The 22186-nt window shown below is 30.6% G+C and carries 18 protein-coding genes and 1 other RNA gene; 15 read left to right on the top strand and 4 right to left on the bottom strand.

The window, feature by feature from the left end; genetic code table 11:
- Window position 1 precedes the first annotated feature (1 nt).
- Both ABXT56_RS05185 and ABXT56_RS05180 read right to left on the bottom strand, forming a co-directional pair.
- Complete coding sequence (locus tag ABXT56_RS05185) at window positions 2-736, bottom strand: hypothetical protein (protein ID WP_415299651.1); 735 nt, start codon at window positions 734-736, stop codon at window positions 2-4.
- A gap of 238 nt (window positions 737-974) precedes the next feature.
- Window positions 975-1454: a DUF805 domain-containing protein gene (locus ABXT56_RS05180; protein WP_415299650.1), complete on the bottom strand. Its 480-nt coding sequence runs from the start codon at window positions 1452-1454 to the stop codon at window positions 975-977.
- Window positions 1455-1745: 291 nt separating this feature from the next.
- On the opposite strand from ABXT56_RS05180, the gene ABXT56_RS05175 reads away from it, so the two are divergent.
- Complete coding sequence (locus ABXT56_RS05175) at window positions 1746-4229, top strand: DEAD/DEAH box helicase family protein (RefSeq protein WP_415299649.1); 2484 nt, start codon at window positions 1746-1748, stop codon at window positions 4227-4229.
- Window positions 4222-6681, top strand: a complete 2460-nt coding sequence (locus ABXT56_RS05170; protein WP_415299648.1) for an N-6 DNA methylase — start codon at window positions 4222-4224, stop codon at window positions 6679-6681. The genes ABXT56_RS05175 and ABXT56_RS05170 overlap by 8 nt, the downstream gene beginning before the upstream one ends.
- A gap of 122 nt (window positions 6682-6803) precedes the next feature.
- On the opposite strand, the gene ssrA is transcribed toward ABXT56_RS05170, so the two are convergent.
- Window positions 6804-7104: a transfer-messenger RNA gene (gene ssrA, locus ABXT56_RS05165) on the bottom strand.
- 4 nt (window positions 7105-7108) lie between these two features.
- Between ssrA and thyX the strand changes: the two genes are divergently transcribed.
- On the top strand, window positions 7109-8056 hold the full coding sequence (gene thyX / locus ABXT56_RS05160; protein WP_415299647.1) for an FAD-dependent thymidylate synthase: 948 nt from the start codon (window positions 7109-7111) through the stop codon (window positions 8054-8056).
- On the opposite strand, the gene ABXT56_RS05155 is transcribed toward thyX, so the two are convergent.
- Window positions 8037-8861 (bottom strand): Mrp/NBP35 family ATP-binding protein, encoded by an 825-nt coding sequence (locus ABXT56_RS05155; protein WP_415299646.1) that lies wholly within the window; start codon window positions 8859-8861, stop codon window positions 8037-8039. The two genes, thyX and ABXT56_RS05155, sit on opposite strands and share 20 nt — an antisense overlap.
- A 51-nt stretch (window positions 8862-8912) precedes the next feature.
- Between ABXT56_RS05155 and hflK the strand changes: the two genes are divergently transcribed.
- The 12 genes from hflK to ABXT56_RS05095 all read left to right on the top strand — a co-directional run bounded on the left by hflK (window position 8913) and on the right by ABXT56_RS05095 (window position 22111).
- A complete protein-coding gene (hflK, locus tag ABXT56_RS05150) occupies window positions 8913-10013 on the top strand; it encodes an FtsH protease activity modulator HflK (RefSeq protein ID WP_415299645.1) in 1101 nt (366 codons plus the stop codon).
- The gene (gene hflC / locus ABXT56_RS05145) at window positions 10013-10873 is read left to right on the top strand and encodes a protease modulator HflC (RefSeq protein ID WP_415299644.1); all 861 of its coding nucleotides are present in this window, start codon (window positions 10013-10015) and stop codon (window positions 10871-10873) included. The genes hflK and hflC overlap by 1 nt, the downstream gene beginning before the upstream one ends.
- A 9-nt stretch (window positions 10874-10882) precedes the next feature.
- Window positions 10883-11068 (top strand): DUF2065 domain-containing protein, encoded by a 186-nt coding sequence (locus ABXT56_RS05140; RefSeq protein WP_415299643.1) that lies wholly within the window; start codon window positions 10883-10885, stop codon window positions 11066-11068.
- Window position 11069: 1 nt separating this feature from the next.
- Complete coding sequence (locus ABXT56_RS05135) at window positions 11070-12488, top strand: Do family serine endopeptidase (RefSeq protein ID WP_415299642.1); 1419 nt, start codon at window positions 11070-11072, stop codon at window positions 12486-12488.
- Between the two features lie 2 nt (window positions 12489-12490).
- Window positions 12491-13426 (top strand): tRNA (adenosine(37)-N6)-dimethylallyltransferase MiaA, encoded by a 936-nt coding sequence (miaA, locus tag ABXT56_RS05130; protein WP_415299641.1) that lies wholly within the window; start codon window positions 12491-12493, stop codon window positions 13424-13426.
- A gap of 25 nt (window positions 13427-13451) precedes the next feature.
- Entirely contained in the window at window positions 13452-15218 is a 1767-nt protein-coding gene (locus tag ABXT56_RS05125; protein ID WP_415299640.1) for an acetolactate synthase 3 large subunit, read from the top strand.
- Window position 15219: 1 nt separating this feature from the next.
- Entirely contained in the window at window positions 15220-15768 is a 549-nt protein-coding gene (ilvN, locus tag ABXT56_RS05120) for an acetolactate synthase small subunit (protein WP_415299639.1), read from the top strand.
- A gap of 18 nt (window positions 15769-15786) precedes the next feature.
- Complete coding sequence (gene ilvC, locus ABXT56_RS05115; protein ID WP_415299638.1) at window positions 15787-16806, top strand: ketol-acid reductoisomerase; 1020 nt, start codon at window positions 15787-15789, stop codon at window positions 16804-16806.
- 91 nt (window positions 16807-16897) lie between these two features.
- A complete protein-coding gene (locus ABXT56_RS05110; protein ID WP_415299637.1) occupies window positions 16898-18457 on the top strand; it encodes an ABC transporter substrate-binding protein in 1560 nt (519 codons plus the stop codon).
- Window positions 18458-18526: 69 nt separating this feature from the next.
- Window positions 18527-19510, top strand: coding sequence for an ABC transporter permease (locus ABXT56_RS05105; protein ID WP_415299636.1), 984 nt, complete (start codon window positions 18527-18529; stop codon window positions 19508-19510).
- Window positions 19503-20429 carry an ABC transporter permease gene (locus tag ABXT56_RS05100; RefSeq protein WP_415299635.1) on the top strand — a complete coding sequence of 309 codons (927 nt, stop codon included), beginning with the start codon at window positions 19503-19505 and terminating at the stop codon, window positions 20427-20429. The genes ABXT56_RS05105 and ABXT56_RS05100 overlap by 8 nt, the downstream gene beginning before the upstream one ends.
- The gene (locus ABXT56_RS05095; protein WP_415299634.1) at window positions 20429-22111 is read left to right on the top strand and encodes a dipeptide ABC transporter ATP-binding protein; all 1683 of its coding nucleotides are present in this window, start codon (window positions 20429-20431) and stop codon (window positions 22109-22111) included. Before ABXT56_RS05100 ends, ABXT56_RS05095 begins: the two co-directional genes overlap by 1 nt.
- The last annotated feature ends 75 nt before the right edge of the window (window positions 22112-22186 follow it).

Below are 22186 nucleotides of genomic sequence, written 5' to 3'. Positions count from 1 at the left end.
TTTATAGACCAGGCAGTTGTAATTCTAATTTTTTTTTAATTATCAAATAAGCCTCACGAACACCAATATTTGAGTTGATAATTAAAATATTTCTTTTTTTTAGCTCTAATAAAGTAAGTCTAAAAATTTTCTTTTCTTCATTTTTTTCAATTTTAATTGTATTTTTTTTATTTATTAATTTTTTGTTAAAAAAAATAACTATTTTTGGTAATTCAATTAAATCAAGATATTTTTTTATTATTTTTCTTTTTTCTTTTTTTTTATAACAATAAATGAACAATCTTTGAATTAAACCTTCGCTATCAATTAATATTTTCTGTCTTAAAACTCTTTTTTTAGAATAACTATTTACGTGTAGTTCTTCGTTTGCCCAATTTTCAAAGATTTTTTTTTTACTATTTGTAAATTTGCTATTTAGGATTAATTGTTTAATGAATTTAACTTTTTTTCTCAATTTATTTTTTGTATGATCTATTTTTTTATATTCGATTTCTTTTACTTTAATGAATCCAAAAAATATTTTTTTTATTTGTTTTATAAAAACAATATTTTTTATTTTTTGAAGAAAGGTTAATTTGATGAAACTGTAAAAAAGTTTTTCAAATACACTTCTGTCGCTAATTAAATTATAGATAGATTTGTAGTCTAAAATTCTAAATCTAAAATTTTTTATTAATCTTTTTTTAAAATAGCTTTTTCCAGAACCTGATGGTCCAAAACATTCAATTATAATCATTTACTATTTAATTTAAGTGTCTGCTCTTTTTACTTGAAATTGTTATGATGGGAAACATTTAAAATAAGATGAGTTTATATCCATACCATGCTTCTATAATCCTTATTTTGTAACAAAGTTGAAATATTAAAAGCTAGAAAATTACCTAAAATCCCTACACTAGCCTGACAAAGAGTAATCTAAACGTTAATCAGCATCATAAATAAAGAGAAGTAGGAGAGAGTGAAGGGGCGTTCTGTTACCTGGTCGCTTTAATTTTTCTTTTTTTCTTTTTTTTCAAATAAATATTTTTACCAAATCTATTATTTTTTTTATCACCATCCGTACAGTAAAGGATCAACAAATAAAGCATTACTCCTAAATCTACTAAAATAAATAAGATTGAAATGCTCTCATTAGTCCCTCTAGAGGATGATAATGAGTTAAGAATTACTTCTATAATTGCAAAAGGGACAGGTAAAAAGAAATACATCCCACTTTTGTTAATATCATGAAGTCTTCTCCAAGTAACTGCTAAAGCAGGTATAAAAACTCCAAGTGCAAATATTCCTAATACCCATAAAAATTTAAATGAAATAGTTACAGCAAGTAGAATACAAACTCCGTATATTGCAATACCAAATAAATAAAAAAACCAAAACTCAGATCTTGATGCTCTTCCAGAAAAACTAGCGTACTTTTCTTTAAGACATGTTTTAATTAAATCTTTAAAATCCATAATAAATTATTAAACTAATTAAAGTATAGAGTAAATAAAGTGTCTGCTCTAAATTAGGTGTCTGCTTTGGTGTCTGCTCTTAAAATTAAAAAAAGATAATAGAATCAATGTGAATAGTTTGTTTAGGGGCGTTCTGTTTCTCGTCGCTTGATTGATTATACACATAACTAAACACTTTTTCAAAAACTTCGTGTAAAACTTCGTGTAGTGTTTTGCTGATTTTGCCGATTTCTTGACTTTCAACTTCGTGTAGTTCTTTCTAAAATTTAATTCAAATGCTACATATTATGGGTGAATTCAAAAGAACCTGATGCAAGGATAAGAATAGATAAAATGCTTTTGGAGGCAGGTTGGAAACTACCTGGATGGGCAAAAGATGAAGAGATTAATGTAACAACAGAAATTGATAACAATTCTGGTGAAGCAGACTATGTATTATTAAGTTCAAAAGAAAATCATCTTTGCACTGTTGAAGCAAAAAAAACTTTATTATCACCTCTTGTCGGAAAAGAACAGGCAAGAGGTTATGCAAAATCTTTAAATTGTAGATTTATAATTTTATCAAATGGAATACTTCATTATCTTTGGGATTTAGAGCAAGGTAACCCAGTTAAGATAGAAAAGTTTCCATCTCAGGAAGATTTAGAGATGAAAACTACATTTAATCCTCCAAGAGATGAAGATGAAGATAATGGATTGAATGAGGATTATTTAGCAATAACTCAATTTCCACAATACAATAATAGTCCTGATTACAAAAGTGAAGATAAGAGAAAAGAGTTTCTTAAAAAGAATAATCTAAGATTTTTAAGACACTACCAACTTGGTGCTATCAAAGCAGTTCAATCAAAAATTAAAAAAGGTGGCGACAGATTTCTATTAGAGATGGCAACAGGCACAGGTAAAACTACTACCTCTGCTGCTATCATTAAAATGTTCTTAAGATTATATAAAGTTAATAGGGTTTTATTTTTAGTCGATAGATTGGAGTTAGAAACCCAAGCAAAGAAAGAAATAAACGACATTCTTCAAAATGATTTTGAAACAGTAATTTGGAAAGAAAATAAAGATGATTGGAGAAGAGCAAACATAGTAATTTCTACAGTTCAATCATTTACAAGAGACAATAAATATAAAAGAATATTTAAACCAAATAGTTTTGACTTAGTTATATCAGATGAAGCACATAGAAGTTTGGGTGCAAGTAGTAGAAATGTCTTTGAATATTTTATTGGTTTTAAATTAGGTCTTACTGCAACTCCAAGGGATTTTTTAAAGTCAGTAAACGAAGATGATATGTCAATGTCTGACCCCAAAGATCTTGAGAGAAGATTGATGTTGGATACTTACTCCATTTTTGGATGTGAAGATGGTGAACCAACTTTTAGATATTCTTTGCTTGATGGTGTCAAAGATGGTTTTTTAATTAACCCTACAGTTGTTGATGTAGAAACAGGTCTTTCAGCAGACATTATGAGTAAAGAAGGTTTAACTTTTAAAGGAGTTGATAAAGAAGGAAAAGATGTAGATGAACAACAATTCTTCAAAAAAGATTTTGAAAGAAAATTTAAATCAGATGAAACAAACTTATCTTTTTGTAATGCATTTATTAAAAACGCATTACTAGACCCTTATTCAAATGAAATAGGTAAAACTTTAATATTTTGTGTTTCTCAAAAACACGCAGTCAAAATTACTACAATATTAAATGAACTTGCTGAGAAATACTTTCCCAATCAATATCAATCAGACTTCGCAATTCAAGTTACATCAAGTGTTACTAGTCCTGACCCTCAACAAATGACAATTGATTTTAAGAATAATAATTTAAATGGAAATTCACCTTTAAATGAACTTTATAAAACATCAAAAGCAAGAGTTTGTGTAACAGTAGGAATGATGACTACAGGATATGATTGTAAAGATTTATTAAACATATGCTTATTTAGACCAATATTTTCTCCAACAGAATTTATTCAAATGAAAGGAAGAGGAACAAGATTATTTGATTTTAAAGAATGTTGGATAGATGAAAAAGAAATACCAAAAACAGTCAATTCAATTAAGTCATCATTTAAACTCTTTGATTATTTTAAAAACTATCAATATTTTGAAGAAGAGTTTGACTATGACCAAGTATTAAAACTTCCTTCTGAAGGAGGAGAAGGCGAAGGTGGAACAAAACCTCGACCAGAAGAAGTATTTAATAAAAATATAGACCCCGTTAAAAAAACTGAAGAAATTAACATTCCTCAAGCAGGAATGAGGATTGATAGAGATTTATATAAATCTTTCAAAGAAGAGTTTTTTAAAGATAAACAATCATATAGTTCTCTTAAACAAATGATTGAAAATCAAAATTTTAATGATGCAGAAGAATACTTTAAAGAAAAATATCTTAAAAAATCATATTCACTTGATAGATTAAGAGAAGCATTAGGACTTGATGTAAATATCTCAATCAAAGACTTACTTTTATATACATTTGGTTTTATCTCTAAAATTAAAAATAAAGATGAAATACTTGAGGAAGAGTTTGATAAATTTGATGATAAATTTAAACCTGATGAAAGTTCATTTAATGCAGTTAAACAAGTATTTGAAGCATATGCAACTGATAAAGATTTTAGAGAAAAAATTGATAGTGGTAAATATGCAGAACTAAATGTGCATCCATCAGGAGATTACTTCTTTAAATTGCCAGAGGATTTAAGAAATAAGATACCAACATATATTAAAGAAAATATTAATTTAGAAAGATTTATTAATGCTTGATGATGTTACAAAAAAAAAAATTAATACTTTGAGGCAAATATTAGTTGGAAAGTTGCCAGACCCAAAAGCACAAGTTGAACAAATCACAAATGGTCTAATTTATAAATTTATGAATGATATGGATGAACAGTCTGTATCAATGGGTGGTAAATCAACATACTTTTCAGGCAAATTTCAAAAATACTCTTGGAAGAATTTAATGGACACTAAAACAAGTGGTGTTGAGAAAATCAAACTTTATTCAGATGCAATTGAACAAATGTATACTAATGAAAATCTTCCTGAATTATTTAGAGAGATTTTTAAGAACTCTTTTCTTCCATTTAAAGACCCATCAACTCTTAATATGTTTTTAAAAGAGATTAATGAATTTCATTATTCTAATTCAGAAACACTAGGTGATGCATTTGAGTATTTATTATCCTTTATGGGTTCACAAGGTGATGCAGGTCAGTTTAGAACCCCTAGACATATTATTGATTTTATTACAGAGATAGTAAATCCTCAAAAAAATGAGACTGTATTAGACCCTGCCTGTGGTACTGCGGGTTTTTTAATTAGTGCTTACAAATATATCTTAAAACAAAATACTAAAAAGAATTTGGGTGATGGACTTAGTGCGTCAGATAGAAAAAAGATTGGAGAGAATTTAAATGGTTATGACATTTCTCCTGATATGGTGAAGATGTCTTTAGTAAATATGTATTTGCATAAATTTACTAACCCCAAAATTAATGAATACGATACTCTTTCAAGTGAAGATAGATGGAATGAATACTATGATGTGATACTTGCAAATCCACCATTCTTCTCTCCTAAAGGTGGGATAATGCCTCATAATAGATTTGGAGTTAGTTCAACAAAAGCAGAAGTATTATTTATTGATTATATTAATGAGCATTTAAAACCAAATGGTCGTGCAGGAATTATTGTGCCAGAGGGTGTTATATTTCAAAATGGAACTGCATATAAACAGTTAAGAAAAAATTTAACTAACAGTTCTTTGATGGGAATAATCTCTTTACCTGCTGGAGTTTTTCAACCGTACTCTGGGGTAAAAACATCAATTTTAATTTTAGATAAAAATAAGAGTAAAACATTTAATGATATTTTTTATATTGAGGTCAAAAATGATGGATATTCACTAAATACAAATAGAAATCCTATTAGCAAAAATGATTTACCAGAATTAAAAATAATTATTTCAAACTTTTTAGAAGGAAAGAAAATTGATAAAAAATTATTAGTTAATAAAGAAACAATCCTTGCATCTGAAGATTTAATGGTCAAAGCAGAGATTTTTGAAGAAAATCAAAATACACAATTAATCTCTATGTCTGAAGTAATAGAAGTTAAAAATGGTTATGCTTTTAAAAGTGCCGATATGACTGAAGAAAATAAAAAAGGTTTCTTACCTGTTCTAAAAATAGGCAATGTTTCAAAACAAGGAGAAATTAAGGATGGATTCAAATATCACAAATTTAACCCAGAATTTGAAAATTTTTTAATTCCCAATAATTCAATTATAATAGCAATGACTGGTGCAACCGTTGGAAAGGTTGCAATTAGCACAGAACAAAAACTTTTACTAAATCAGCGAGTTGGCAGGATTGAAATTAAAAATAAAGAAAAGATTAATAATAAATATCTTTTTTACCTTTTAAAATCAGAAAAATTTTATCATTATTGCCAAACAAATGCAGTTGGAGGTGCACAAGGTAATATTTCTTCAGAAGAAATTGCAAAATTTATGATTCCACTTCCCTTAATAGAAACCCAAAATCAAATAGTTGAAGAATTAGATAGTTATCAAAAAGTTATTGATGGATGCAGACAGGTTGTGGAAAACTATAAACCTTCAATTGATATTGACCCAACTTGGGAGAAATTTGATTTTGATGAAGTTTGTCAAATAAATAAAAATAAAATAAGTGAAAATAAAATTAAATTAGAAAAAAACTATACTTATGTTGATATATCGTCTTTAAATAATAAAACTAATGAAATAGATTTTTCTAACATCATTAAGGGTGCAGATTTACCAAGTAGAGCAAGAAGAATAGGTAATAATGATGATGTTATTTTTTCATCAGTAAGACCAAACTTAAAAGCAATTGCATATTTAAATGATATTAAAGAGAATACACTATTTTCAACAGGATTTATGATTTTAACCCCAAAGGAAAATTTATTATCAAAGTTTTTGTATTATTCCGTTTGTTCAGAATATTTTACGACACAATTAGTGAATAAAATGGGAAGAGGTTCATACCCAAGTGTTAATCAAAATGATGTTGCATCAACAAAAATCTATTTGCCAACAAAAGAAACTCAAAAAATTGTGGTTGAAGAAATAGATAAAATAAGTTTTGTTATAAAAGGTAACAGAGATTTAATTTTGCAAATGGAAGAAAAAATTAGTAATTCTATTAATAAGATTTGGTCAAATTAGTTATACTTGCAAATGAGACTATAACGGTTCAAATTATTGACTTCAGACTTCGTGTAAACTTCGTGTAAAACTTCGTGTAGTACCTATTCTGTTATTTGATTTGGATTAACGGTTTCCTTTTGTAAAGGGGCGTTCTGTTACCCGGTGCCCCAGACCGTGCTTTTATAATTAACCTAAGTTAATTATGCAGCAATAGCGTAACTTTCGTTAGCATTTAAAGTTTTGCCCGTTACGGTGGAACAATTCCGAACGAAAGAATAGCCTTTAGTCACCCGTCGATCCTATTTCACCCCCATAAGTTGCAATGGTGGAGGTGGTGGGTACTGCCCCCACGTCCGTAATGGTTATTACGAAATTCGTTTATCGTCGTAGTTGGCAAGCCAACACTATTAATATAAAAGCATTTGAAAGAGATTCAATAAAAATCATGAAATTAACTAAAGAACAATCACAAGAGATTAAAGATCAACAGTCTCAACAGAATCAAACAAAAAGAGTTACAGTACCTGATCTTGAAAAAATTCTTTACGAGGCAATGCCAGCATTAGATCATGGTTTTGTAAGAGTTGTAGATTATATGGGTGATGATACTTCAATCGTTCAATCAGCTAGAGTTTCTTATGGCAAAGGAACCAAACAAGTCTCAACAGATGCAGGTCTTATTAAATATTTAATGAGACATTGGCATAGCACACCATTTGAAATGTGTGAAATTAAATATCACGTTAAACTTCCAATTTTTATTGCTCGTCAATGGATTAGACATAGAACTGCAAACGTAAATGAATACTCTGCAAGATATTCTATTTTAGATAAAGAATTTTATCTACCTTCTATCGAAAATTTAGCTGCTCAGTCAGCCAGCAACAGACAAGGTAGAGGCGATGTTATTGAAGGTGAACAAGCAAAAGAAGTTTTAGAGCTTTTAAAAGATGATGCAGAAAGAACTTATGATAATTATGAAATGATGTTGAATCAAAAATTTGATGGTTCAACAATTGATGAAAATAAAAAAGGTTTAGCAAGAGAACTTGCAAGAATGAATTTAACTTTAAACACTTACACTCAGTGGTATTGGAAAACTGATTTATTAAACTTAATGAATTTCTTAAGACTTAGAGCTGACAGTCATGCACAATATGAAATAAGGGTATATGCTGACATAATGTTAGATACTGTCAAAAAATGGGTTCCTATAACTTATGATGCATTCATGGATTATAGAGTTGGTGGTACAGAAGTTTCTGCGAAAGGAAAAGTTATAATTCAAAAACTTATCAAAGGTGAAGATGTGAATCCAGAGGGCTCTGGTTTATCTAAAAGAGAATGGAACGAACTAATGGTTGCTTTTGATCTCAAAGATAAGTTGATTTAATTTTTTTAGCAAAGTCTAAATATATTTTAGAAATTTCATGTTCAGGATTAGCTTCTACGATTGGCTTTCCCTCATCACCACATTTTCCTACCTCAGGATTTATTGGAATTTCTCCTAAAAATTCTTTTCCAAATTCTTCAGCGGTTCGCTTAACTCCACCTTCACCAAAAATTTTATATTTTTTACCATCATCACCAGTGAAGTAACTCATGTTATCAACCAAACCTAAAATTTTAACTCCAAGTTTATCAAACATTTTAATACCTCTTTTAACATCAAGTAGAGCTACTTCTTGAGGAGTTGAAACAATGATTGCTCCATCCATCTTAATTTCTTGAGAAAATGTTAATTGTGTATCTCCAGTTCCAGGGGGCATATCAACTATTATAAAATCTAAATCTTTCCAGCCTACTTTTTGAGTAAAGGTTTTAATTGCACTAGTAACCATTGGTCCACGCCAAATCATTGGAGTTTGTTGATCAGCTAGAAAGCCAATAGACATACATTGGATGTCATATTTTGTAATTGGAGTTAAGGTTTGACCATCACTTTTAGGTTTTTCATTAATGTCAAACATTTTTGGAATTGATGGACCATAAATATCAGCATCAAGCAATCCAACTTTGCAGCCAATTTGTTTTAGTGCTAAAGCAAGGTTTGTTGCAAAGGTAGATTTACCAACACCACCTTTTGCACTTGATACAGCTATTGTAAATTTTGTTCCTAAAATTTGGTTCTTTATGAATTTTTTAGGCTCCAATTTCTTTTTCATTGCGTCACTTAGTTCAGGCTTTTTATCAGTCATAATATTATCATTACTTGTTTTTTATAATAAAAACATTATATAGTTTGACATATGCCAGATGATTTTAAAGGTAGAGGAGGAAGTCCGTGGGGAACACCTCCAGGAGGCGGAAATGGCTCAGGAAGAGGACCAATACCACCAGATATTGACGCAATTATTAAAGATATTCAAAGTAAGATAAATAAATTTTTACCTGGTGGAAGTTCATCGGGAGGAAAACCAATTGGTTTAATTTTAATCATCATAGCATTTGTATGGTTAGCAAGTGGACTTTATAGAGTGGGACCAGATGAACAGGGTGTTGTTCTAAGATTTGGTAAGTTTATAAAAACAACTCAACCAGGATTACATTATCATATTCCACTTCCAGTAGAGACGGTTCAGACACCAAAAGTTACAAAAGTAAATAGGATCGATATCGGATTTAGATCAGAAAGAGATAGTGGATTTTCTCAAGGTGGAGGCGTTGCTGATGTACCTCAAGAAAGCTTAATGCTTACAGGTGATGAAAATATTGTTAATATCGACTTTTCAGTATTTTGGGTAATTAAAGATGCAGGTAAATTTTTATTTGAAATACAAGACCCAGAAGGAACAGTAAAAGCTGCAGCAGAGACTGCAATGAGAGAGGTTATTGCAAAAAGCAGAATTCAACCAGTTCTAACTGAGGGTAGAGCTCAAATTGAAATTGAAACTCAGGAAATTATTCAATCAATTCTAGATGAATACAATAGTGGTATTCAAATTACTCAAGTTCAAACACAAAAAGCAGATCCACCTGATCAAGTAATTGATGCGTTTAGAGATGTTCAAGCAGCAAGAGCAGATATGGAGAGATCTAAAAATGAAGCTGAGGCTTATGCTAACGATGTTATTCCAAGAGCAAGAGGGGAAGCTGCAAAAATTATGCAAGCAGCGGAAGCTTATAAGCAAAGAGTTGTTGCAGCATCAGAAGGTGAAGCTAGTAGATTTGTATCTATTTATAATGAGTATGCAAAAGCCAAACAAGTCACTAAAGATAGAATGTACCTGGAAACTATGGAAAAAGTTTTAGCTGACATAGATAAAGTAATTATTGATAAAAATTCAGGCTCAGGTGTAGTGCCTTACTTACCGCTACCTGAACTAGGCAAAAAGAAAGCGACAAATTAATGAAAACACAAAAAATTTTATTATCAATAATTATTATAATAGGGGCATTAGCTTTTTTCTCTATATTTATTGTTAAAGAAGTTAATCAAGCCATCGTTCTTCAATTTGGTGATCCTAAAAAAATTATATTAAAACCTGGTCTGAACTTTAAAATACCTTTTATTCAAAATGTTGTTTTTTTAGATAGCAGAATTTTAAATCTAGATACACCACCAGCAGAAGTTATTGCATCTGACCAAAAAAGACTAATTGTTGATGCTTTTGCAAGATTTCAAATTATAGATCCTTTAAAATTCTATATTTCAGTAGGAAATGAAAGAGTTGCAAGATCAAGGTTAGCAACAATTATTAATTCAAGAATTAGAAATGTCTTGGGACAACAAGAGTTACAAACATTGCTATCAAAAGACAGATCTAAACAAATGTCTTTAATCCAAGAGGGCGTTAACGCAGAGGCACAAAAATTTGGAATTAAAATTGTAGATGTAAGAATTAAAAGAGCTGATTTACCTCAAGCTAACAGTGAGGCAATCTATAGAAGAATGCAAACTGAAAGAGAAAGAGAAGCTAAAGAATTTAGAGCAAGAGGAGCTGAGATGGCAGTTACAATTACTTCAACTGCCGATAAAGAAGTTTCAGTGATATTAGCAAATGCTAATAAAGATTCAGAAATTATGAAAGGTGAAGGTGATGGCCAAAGAAATAAAATTTTTGCAGAAGCATTTGGAAGAGATCCTGAATTTTTTGCCTTTTATAGAGCTATGCAGGCTTATGAAAATGCATTAATAGGCGGTGAAACGTCTTTGATTTTATCACCTGATAGTGAATTCTTTAAGTTTTTTGGAAACATCCAAAACTAGATCCCATATATGAAGGAGCTAATAATAGCTTTTGGTCTTTTTCTTTTTATAGAAGGAATTTTATATGCTTTATTTCCATCTAAAATGAAAAATATATTATTAAAATTAAACGATGTGACTAATAGTCAACTAAGAACAGGTGGATTGATATTTGCAGTCATAGGATTTATTATTATTTGGTATATTAAAAATTAAAATGAATAAAATTAAAAAAGTATTAACAGTTCTTTTTACCCTAGCTTTTTCAATACAAGTAAATGCAAATGATGCACCAGTATCATTCGCTGATTTAGCTGAAAAATTAATGCCATCAGTTGTAAATATTTCAACAACAACAACTGTAACCACAAACTCTAATCCATTTCCAGGATTTCAATTTCCTCCGGGATCACCCTTTGAGGATATGTTTAAAGAATTTGGAACACCGCAAACAAGGAAATCAGCTGCATTAGGATCAGGTTTCATAATTGATGAAAAAGGGATTGTCATAACTAACAATCATGTAATTCAAGACGCAGAAGATATTGTTGTTAGAGTAGGTGGAGAAAAAGAATATAAAGCAAAAATTATTGGGGCAGACCCACTATCCGATATTGCAGTTCTTCAAATAGATTCGAAAGAAAAATTTATACCAGTTAAGTTTGGAGATTCTGATAAAGCAAGAATAGGAGACTGGGTTATTGCTATTGGTAATCCATTTGGCTTAGGAGGAACAGTAACTGCTGGAATTATTTCAGCAAGAAATAGGTCAATTGGTCTTTCACGTTATGAAGATTATATTCAAACAGATGCTTCAATTAACTCAGGCAATTCAGGTGGACCGTTATTTGATATGAATGGAGATGTAATAGGAATTAATACAGCAATCTTAGGTAAAGGTGGCTCAATTGGCATAGGTTTTTCAATTCCGTCTAATAGTGCAAAAAAAGTTGTTAGTCAGTTAATAGAATTTGGTGAAACTAAAAGAGGATGGCTTGGTGTTAGAATTCAAGTAGTAACAGAAGAAATTGCAGATATTGAAAAATTAGATGAACCACGTGGAGCATTAGTGGCAAGTGTAGCTGAAAAAAGCCCATCAGACAAAGCAGGAATTAAAGCTGGAGACATTATTTTAGAATTCAATGGTACTAAAATAAATGAAATGAAAGAACTACCAATAATTGTTGCACAAACAGAAGTTGGAAAAACTGTTGATGTTAAAATTTGGCGAAATAAAAAAGAAATTAATAAAAAAATTAAGTTAGGAAGACTGGAAACATCAAGTGATTTCAAAGAAGAAAAAAAAGAAAATCAAACCGAAGTAGAAAAACCAGAAATTTCGGAAATTAAATCATTAAAGATCATCGCAAGACTATTAAACAAAAAAGATATTGAGCAAAGAAAGTTACCAAACCAGACAACAGGTTTAGTTATAACGAATATTGGAAAAAATAGCCCAGTTAATTATTTGAATGTTGGTGATGTAATAGTTGAGGCTCAAAAGAAAAAAATTCGATCTATAAAAGACCTTGAAAATATAGTTGAAAAAGCTCTAAATTCTAATCAAAAAACAATTTTAATTGTGATTTATAACAATCAAAACCAAAGAAGATATATTGGTGTTAAGCTAGACTGATAATGGACAGGCAGTCCAAGATTATTTTAATTGCAGGCCCAACTGCTTCAGGAAAATCGAATTTTGCATTAAAAATTGCTAAAAAAATTAATGGTGAAATAGTTAATGCAGACAGCATGCAGGTATATAGAAGTTTAAAGATTTTAACTGCAAGACCCACTAAAAAATATCAAGGCAGTATTAAGCATCATTTATATGGCGTAGTGGATTTAGATAAAAATTTTTCAGTAGGTCAATGGTTAAAAGGTGCAATTAAAAATATTAAAGCCATTCGTAAAAGAAAAAAAATACCAATTCTTGTTGGAGGAACAGGATTGTATTTTCAATCTCTAATAAATGGTTTAGTTGAGATTCCTGAAATACCTATAAAATTTAGAAACCAAGTGAGATTAATTCAAAAAAAACAAGGACAAGAAAAATTTTATAAAAAACTTTTAGAAATAGACCCAATAGCCAAAGATAAATTTGAACCAAATGACACACAAAGATCAATCAGAGCTTATGAGATTAAATTGTTTACAAAAGTTTCTATGTATGAATGGTTAAAAAAAACTAAACCAAAATTTAAAAAAAATGAATTTCTTAAACTATATATTAATTTTAAAAGAAAAAATTTAATTGAAAGAATTTCTCAAAGAAGCAACTTAATGATTAAGGAGGGTGCTATAAGTGAGGTAAAAAGATTTCTTAATTTAAAAATTAAAAAAGATCAGAGTGTAAATAAAGTAATTGGCATTGACGAATTGACACAGTGCTTAAATAAAAAAATCACTTTAGATCAAGCAAGGGAACTAATATCAATTAAAACAAGACAATACGCCAAAAGACAGGCAACTTGGGCCAGAACTAGGATGGCATCATGGAAAAAAATTAACCCAATCAAGATTGATAGCTTTATAAATAAATTAAATAAATCACTTCTTAAACTTGACCAATGAGCACAACTTCAGCTAGATTGCCCAGATGGGTAATTTATACACAGGAGCTGAAATAGTATTCAAATGTTTGGAAGATCAAAAGGTAGACCATATTTTTGGTTATCCAGGTGGAGCAGTACTCCCAATATATGATGAACTAAAAAACCATCCATCTATAAAACATATTTTAGTTAGGCACGAGCAGGGAGCGGGTCATGCTGCTGAGGGTTATGCAAGATCATCTGGAAAACCAGGTGTTGTTTTAGTCACATCTGGTCCAGGAGCAACAAATGTTGTTACAGCATTAACAGATGCTTACATGGATTCAGTCCCATTAGTTTGTATTTCTGGTCAAGTACCCACACACTTAATTGGAACAGATGCCTTTCAGGAATGTGACACAACAGGAATTACAAGACCATGTACAAAACATAATTGGTTAGTTAAGGATATTAATGATCTTCCAAGAATAATGCACGAGGCATTTGAGGTTGCTACCACTGGAAGACCAGGACCTGTATTAGTTGATATTCCAAAAGATGTTCAGTTTGCAAAAGCCAAATATTTAAAACCTAAAAAAAAAAAAAAATTGAATGGGAAAATTCAAAATAGATTTGATCAAAAAGATATAGATCAGTTAATAAATTTAATGAGTAAAGCATCTAAACCAGTTTTTTATACTGGTGGTGGTGTTATTAATTCAGGACCAAAAGCAAGCTTGTTACTAAAAGAGTTAGTTTCTGTAACTGGATTTCCTATTACCTCTACACTTCAAGGATTAGGAGCTTATCCAGGAGATGATAATCAATTTCTAGGAATGCTTGGCATGCATGGAACTTATGAAGCTAATAATGCAATGCATGACTGTGATCTTTTAATTAATATTGGTGCAAGATTTGATGATCGTATTACAGGAAAAATAGATGAGTTTTCTCCAAAATCTAAAAAAGTTCATATCGATATTGACCCTTCATCAATTAATAAAATTGTAAAAGTTGACTTATCTATTGTTGGTGATGTTAGTGATGTTATTCAATCAATTTCTAAAACATTAAAAAAGAAAAATTTAAATTTAGAAAAATCAAATAAACAAAAAATTTCTAAATGGTGGAAACAAATTGAAAAATGGAGAAAGAAGCAGTCATTAAATTTTATAAATAGTGATAAGATTATTAAGCCTCAACATGCAGTCCAGAGGCTTTATGAATTAACAAAAGATCAAGACACTTTTATAACTACTGAAGTTGGACAACATCAAATGTGGGCAGCTCAACATTATAAATTTAATAAACCAAATAGATGGATGACATCAGGTGGACTTGGAACTATGGGGTATGGATTGCCAGCTGCCGTAGGAGTACAAGTCGCTCACCCAAAAAAATTAGTTGTAGATATTGCTGGAGAAGCTTCAATTTTAATGACTATGCAAGAGATTTCAACAGCAGTGCAATATAATTTGCCAATAAAGATATTCATTTTGAACAATCAATATATGGGAATGGTTAGACAATGGCAGGAACTACTTCATGAAAAAAATTATTCAGAGAGTTATTCTGAAGCATTACCAGATTTTGTAAAATTAGCTGAAGCCTATGGTTGTGTTGGAATTAGAGCAGAACACCCAGACGAGCTTGATTCAAAAATTGAAGAAATGATTAATATAGATAGACCAGTTATTTTTGATTGTCATGTAGATCAAGCAGAGAATTGTTTTCCAATGATTCCATCTGGGAAGGCTCATAATCAAATGTTATTAGGCCCAAAAGATCAGGAAGAAAATAAGATAACAGGAAAAGGAAAAGCATTAGTCTAAAATGACAAAATCTAAATCAGCATATAGTGTGCCAACAAAAAAAGGAAAGATAGATACTCATATTTTTGTAGTTTGGGTAGATAATGAGGCAGGTGTACTTGCTAGAGTTGTAGGCTTATTTTCAGGAAGAGGTTACAACATTGAATCATTAGCTGTTGCTGAAGTTGATCATAAAAAAAATCTTTCTAGAGTTACAATTGTAACGACTGGAACTCCAGAAGTAATAGAACAAATAGCATTACAATTAAAAAAATTAGTACCAGTCCATAAAGTAGCCAACTTTAAAAGAGAAGATAAAAAAGTAATTTTTAAAGAGATGGCCCTATTAAAAATTGTTGCAAATCCTAATAAAATTAAAAAGGCTTTAAATGCTTGTAAAAAATACAATCCAGTTATATTAGATCATACAAACAAATCTGCTGTAATTCAAATAACAGCATTAAGAAGGCAGATAGATAATTTGGCAAAAAATTTAAAACCATTTGGTCTTGTTAGCGCCTCAAGAACTGGAGCGGTTGCAATGACAAGAGGTGCAGAAATTTTTAATTAATTATAAAGGAGAAAAAAAATGAAAATGTTTTATGAAAAAGATGCAGATGTAGACTTAATTAAGAGTAAAAAAATAGCAATTTTTGGTTATGGAAGTCAGGGACATGCTCACGCATTAAATTTAAAAGATAGTGGTGCAAAAGAAGTTGTAGTAGCTCTTAGAGAAGGTTCAACAAGTAAAGTTAAAGCAGAGTCTAAAGGACTAAAAGTAATGAATTTATCTGATGCAGCAGAATGGGCAGATGTTGCAATGATACTTACTCCAGATGAATTACAAGCAGCAATTTATAAAAATCACATTGACCAAAGAATTAAACCAGGAACAAGTGTAGCATTTGCTCATGGATTAAATATTCATTATAAGTTGATTGAAGCAAGAAAAGATTTAGATGTATTTATGGTTGCACCAAAAGGACCGGGACATTTAGTTAGAAGTGAGTTTGAAAGAGGTGGTGGAGTACCATGTTTATTTGCTGTTCACCAAGATGGAACAGGCAAAGCAAGAGACCTTGCCTTATCGTATGCTTCAGCAATTGGTGGTGGTAAATCAGGAATTATTGAAACGACTTTCAAAGATGAGTGTGAAACAGATTTATTTGGAGAACAATCAGTCCTTTGTGGAGGGTTAGTTGAATTAATTAAAAATGGTTTTGAAACTTTGACTGAAGCTGGGTATGAACCAGAAATGGCATATTTTGAATGTCTACATGAAGTAAAATTAATTGTAGATTTAATCTATGAAGGTGGAATTGCTAACATGAATTACTCTATTTCAAATACAGCAGAATATGGCGAATATGTATCTGGTAAAAAAGTTGTAGATAGTGAAAGTAAAAAAAGAATGAAAGAAGTACTTGCCGACATTCAATCTGGTAAATTTACTAAAGACTGGATGAAAGAATGTGAAGGTGGACAGAAGAACTTTTTAAAAATGAGAAAAGATCTTGCTGATCATCCAATTGAAAAAGTTGGTGCTGAGCTTAGAGCAATGATGCCTTGGATTGGTAAGAAGAAATTAATAGATAGCGATAAGAGCTAATTTTTATTAAAAAGTTTCTACCTACACACGAATTTGTAAAACTAAATCATATCACCTATACTTTTTAAAATTAATAAAGAGAGGTGATATAATGAAAATTAAAAGTTTAATAAAAATACTATTAACACTAACACTAGTATTTGGGTTTTCTTCAGCATGGGCTAAAAACATTAAATGGTCAATGGCAGGTGATAGTTTAACACTTGATCCACATGCACAGAATGAAGGACCAACTACACAAGTATCAAGACAAGTATATGAGGCATTAGTAACTAGAGCCCTTGATATGCAAATTGTACCTCAACTTGCAACTAAATGGAAAGCAATAAACCCAACTACATGGTATTTCTTTTTAAGAGAAGATGTAAAGTTTTCTAATGGTACACCAATGACATCTGAAGATGTGGTATTTAGCATATTAAGAGCAAAACTACCAACGTCTGATTTTAAAGAATATATTAGTTCAATTTCATCAGTTAAAGCAATTGATAAATATACAGTTCAAATTAAAACAGCTGAACCAAATCCAATTCTTTTGAATCAACTATCTAATATTTTTGTAATGTCAAAAGCATGGTCGAATGAAAATTTCTCAACTGCTCCACAAAATTGGAATGCATCACAAGAAACATATGCATCAGTTAATGCAATGGGAACAGGTCCTTTTAAAATAACTTTAAGGGAGCCAAATACTAAAACTGTTTTTAAAAAAAACAGTAAATGGTGGGGAAATGTTGAACACAATCTTACTTCAATTGAATTACTGCCTATAGCTAATGCAGCAACTAGAGTTGCAGCACTACTATCTGGAGAAATTGACCTTGTCACAGACGCACCTGTACAAGATTTAGGACGTATCGGAAGTTCAGCGGGACATAAAGTTGTAAGTACTCCACAAATGCGTACAATTTTTCTTGGCATGGATCAGGGAGCCGACGAACTTAGATCTGGGAATACTGGTGATAATCCTTTTAAAAAGAAGGAAGTTAGACAAGCTCTTTATCAAGCAATTGATATAAATGCGATTAAGAAAAAAGTTATGAGAGGTTTGAGTGAACCTGCGGGAATAATTACATTTCCAGGAGTAACAGGTTACACTAAAGATCTTGATAAACGATTAGCATACGATCCAGAAGCAGCAAAAAAACTTTTAGCTGATGCTGGATATCCTAATGGTTTTGATGTTGAGCTAAGATGTCCAAACGACAGATATGTAAATGATGAAGCAATATGTACAGCCGTTGTTGGAATGTTTGGTAAAATTGGTGTTAACGTTTCTCTAAACTCTCAAACTAAAAGTAAACACTTTAAAGAGCTAAAAAATAAAAAAGGTGATTTTTATATGCTCGGTTGGGGTGTTCCTACTTTAGATAGTCATTATGTATTTCATTACTTATATGACACCGGAGCAAGTTGGAACAGAGTTAACTTTAGTGATGCTAGAGTTGATGAGTTAATTAAAGTTATGGAAGGTGAAGTAGACTTAGAAAAAAGAAATGCTGCAATTGCAGAAGCTTGGAAAATTGTAAAAGATGATATTTCATATCTTCCTTTGCATCACCAGGTAATTTCTTGGGCATCTGCAAATAATGTAAATGTTCCTATTAGACCTAATAACGAACCTTTGTTCAGATTTTCGAGCAAAAATTAATCAATTAAATATAAGCCCTTTTATTTACTATTTATAAAAGGGCTTATACCCAAAACAACACTTCATATTTTGATAAAGTATTTTTTTAAAAGATTGTTTCAATCAATATTGGTTATGTTGGTTGTGGCTTTTGTATCATTCTCTCTTTTCACCTTTGTAGGTGACCCTGTAAATAATATGGTTGGAGAAGAAACATCAGATCTTGAAAGAGCAGAAATTAGAGAAGCAATAGGATTAAATGATCCCATACCAGTTCAATTTACTAGATTTGTAAAGAATGCATCAAAAGGAAATTTTGGGATTTCTTATCAATTGAGAAGACCAGTTTCTGAACTAATATCAGAAAGGTTACCAGCAACACTAGAGTTAGTTTTTATTTCTTCACTTATTGCACTTATATTTGGGACTTTATTGGGGGTTTATACGGGAATAAATCGAAAAAGTTTCGTAAGTGATATTATTTTGGCTGTCTCGTTGCTCGGAGTTTCTTTACCTACTTTTGTAATAGGAATTTTGTTTATATATCTTTTTGCAGTAATCTTAGGAGTCTTACCCTCTTTTGGAAGAGGAGAAGTAGTTAGTATTGGTTTTTGGACTACTGGGCTTTTAACTATCTCAGGACTTAAAGCAATAATTTTACCATCAGTTACATTAAGCCTTTTTCAAATGACCTACATTATAAGACTTGTTCGAGCAGAGATGATGGAAATATTACAAACAGATTATATAAAATTTGCAAGAGCTAGAGGAATTAGTGAAAAAAAAATTCAGTATAAACATGCATTAAAAAATGGCTTAATACCCGTTATTACAATAGCAGGAATTAACATTGGAACACTTGTAGCTTTTTCAATAATAACTGAAACAGTTTTTCAATGGCCAGGTATGGGATTTCTTTTTATTCAGGCAGTTAAATTTGTGGATATTCCAATAATGTCAGCTTATTTAGTTTTTATTGCATTTATATTTGTAATGATAAATTTTATTGTTGATATTCTTTATTATTTCATTGATCCAAGAATTAGAGTGAAATCTGAAAGTGCTAATGGATAATCACAATTTATCATTAATAGACAAAATTAGAGACAGCGATATATATTTTGCTTTTATAAAATCTCCCACAGCGATTATATCGACTGCAATATTGATAATTATTTTCTTTAGTTCATTTTTTGTAGAACTTATTGCACCATTTAATCCATTTGACCCATCAAGTCTCGACTTAATGGAAGCATTCACACCTCCTTCTTGGGAAGAGGGTGGTATGTCAAAATTTTTATTAGGAACAGATGGTCAAGGTAGAGATATGTTGTCAACTATATTGTATGGATCTCGTATTTCTTTAATAGTTGGATTTGCAGCCATCCTATTTAGTTTAATTTTAGGAGTTTCTCTTGGGTTAACGGCTGGATATTTTGGGGGAAAATATGAAATGATAGTAATGAGAATAACCGATGTACAGTTAACAGTACCAAGTATTTTAATGGCTTTACTAGTTGATGGCATTGCTAGAGGTATTATTTCAAGAGAACTACATGATGAAATGGCAATTTATGTATTAATTTTTGCAATAGGAATTTCAGAGTGGCCACAGTTTGCAAGAGTGTCACGAGCAGCAACGTTAGTAGAAAAAAATAAAGATTATATTTCGGCCTCAACAATTATTGGAGTTCCAAATATTAAAATAATGTTTAAACATATTTTACCAAATATACTAAGACCCATCCTTGTAATAGGAACAATAGGACTAGCACTTGCTATAATTGCAGAGTCAACTTTAAGTTTTTTGGGAGTAGGTGTTCCACCTACAACACCATCTCTAGGAACTCTAATTAGAATTGGAAACGACTTTTTATTTTCTGGAGAATGGTGGATAACTTTTTTCCCTGCAATATTTTTAGTTATTTTAGCATTTTCAATTAACCTTTTAGGAGACTGGATGAGAGATACTCTAAATCCAAAGTTAAACTAATGAGCTTTTTAAAAATTGATAATTTAAGTGTTAATTACAGAATGAGAAAAGAGACTGTAAATGCAGTAAAAAATATTAATTTTGATGTAAAAAAAGGAGAGATACTTGGTTTGGTAGGTGAGTCAGGATCTGGGAAAAGCACACTAGGAAGCGCAATAATAAATCTTATTGATGAACCAGGGAAAATTTCTGGAGGAAAAGTAATCCTAGATGGGATCAATATTCATGAAAACGTCGAAGATATACTAAAATATAGAGGAAAAAAAATTGGTTTAATTTTTCAAGACCCCCAAACTTCATTAAATCCTTTATTAACTATAGGTGAACAACTTATTGAAACTATTCAGACACATTTAAATTTTGATTTTAAGGAATCTAAAAATCGAGCAATTAATTTGCTGCAAGAAGTTGGCATTAAAGATGCTGAAAATAGATTTGATAACTACCCCCATCAATTTTCTGGTGGCATGAGACAGAGAGTTGTAATTTCTTTGGCGCTATGTTGTGAACCAGACTTACTAATTGCAGATGAACCAACAACGGCACTTGATGTTTCAATACAGTCACAGATTCTAGAATTAATTAAAACTCTAACTAAAGTGAGAAATTTAGCTGTAATATTAATTACACACGATATGGGAGTGATTTCAGAAACAGCTGATCGAGTTGCAGTAATGAAAAATGGTGATCTTATAGAGATTGGACCAACAAAAGAAATACTTACAAATCCAAAAGAAATTTATACAAAAAGTCTTATTAGTTCAGTACCTCCAACAAATAAAAAGATTTCAAGATTTAAGATAATGGAAAAAAAAGGAAATAATGAAAGAGGTACAAACATTAAAATTTTAGATAGGTGGAATAAAAAAAATTTAACTTATCAAAATTTAGTTGAAATAAAAAATCTTAAAAAAACATTTCAAGAAGGTATGTTTACTGAAGCTTCAAAAAATACAGTAATGGCAGTTGATGACGTCTCTTTCAATATAAAAGAAGGAGAATCGTTTGGGTTAGTTGGAGAGAGTGGCAGTGGAAAATCAACTATAGCTAAAATGATTGTTAATTTATTTAAACCAACGTCCGGAGAAATATTTTTTAATAATATTTCTATAACAAAGATAAAAAAGAATAGTGAAATGATGAATTTTAGAAAACAAATTCAAATGATTTTTCAAGATCCTTATTCTTCCCTTAATGGTAGATTAAAAGTAAAAGATATTATTGCAGAACCAATTAAACTTCATAATCCAAAAATTACAAATAACGATTTAGATAATTATATTAATGATTTACTTGAGTCAGTTGAGCTTTCTAAAAAATCATCAACAAGATATTCTCATGAATTTTCAGGAGGACAAAGACAAAGGATATCTATTGCGCGAGCACTTGCCACACAACCTAGGCTTCTTGTTTGTGATGAGCCAACTTCTGCTTTAGACGTAAGTATTCAAGCTCAAATATTAAATTTGTTAAAAGATCTTCAAGAGCAACTTAATTTGACAATTTTATTTATTAGCCACGATTTGCCGGTTGTTCGCCAGATGTGCGATAGAATTGGTGTTCTCAGAAATGGAAAATTATGTGAAGTATCAGATACAGAGAAATTGTTTTTAGAACCTAAGCATGAATATTCAAAAGAACTTTTACGATTAATGCCAAAAATTGAGTCTATCTACAATTAATAGTCTAATGACCTAAAACGACCAGATTATTTGTGATAGCTGACTAAATATTTTACAATCTCTATTATAGATTGT

Source organism: Candidatus Pelagibacter sp. Uisw_134_02, from assembly GCF_047720265.1.
In the GTDB taxonomy this organism is placed as follows: Bacteria; Pseudomonadota; Alphaproteobacteria; order Pelagibacterales; family Pelagibacteraceae; genus Pelagibacter.
The sequence above is the reverse complement of the archived record's forward strand: the minus strand, read 5'-3'. Positions and strand labels throughout refer to the sequence as shown.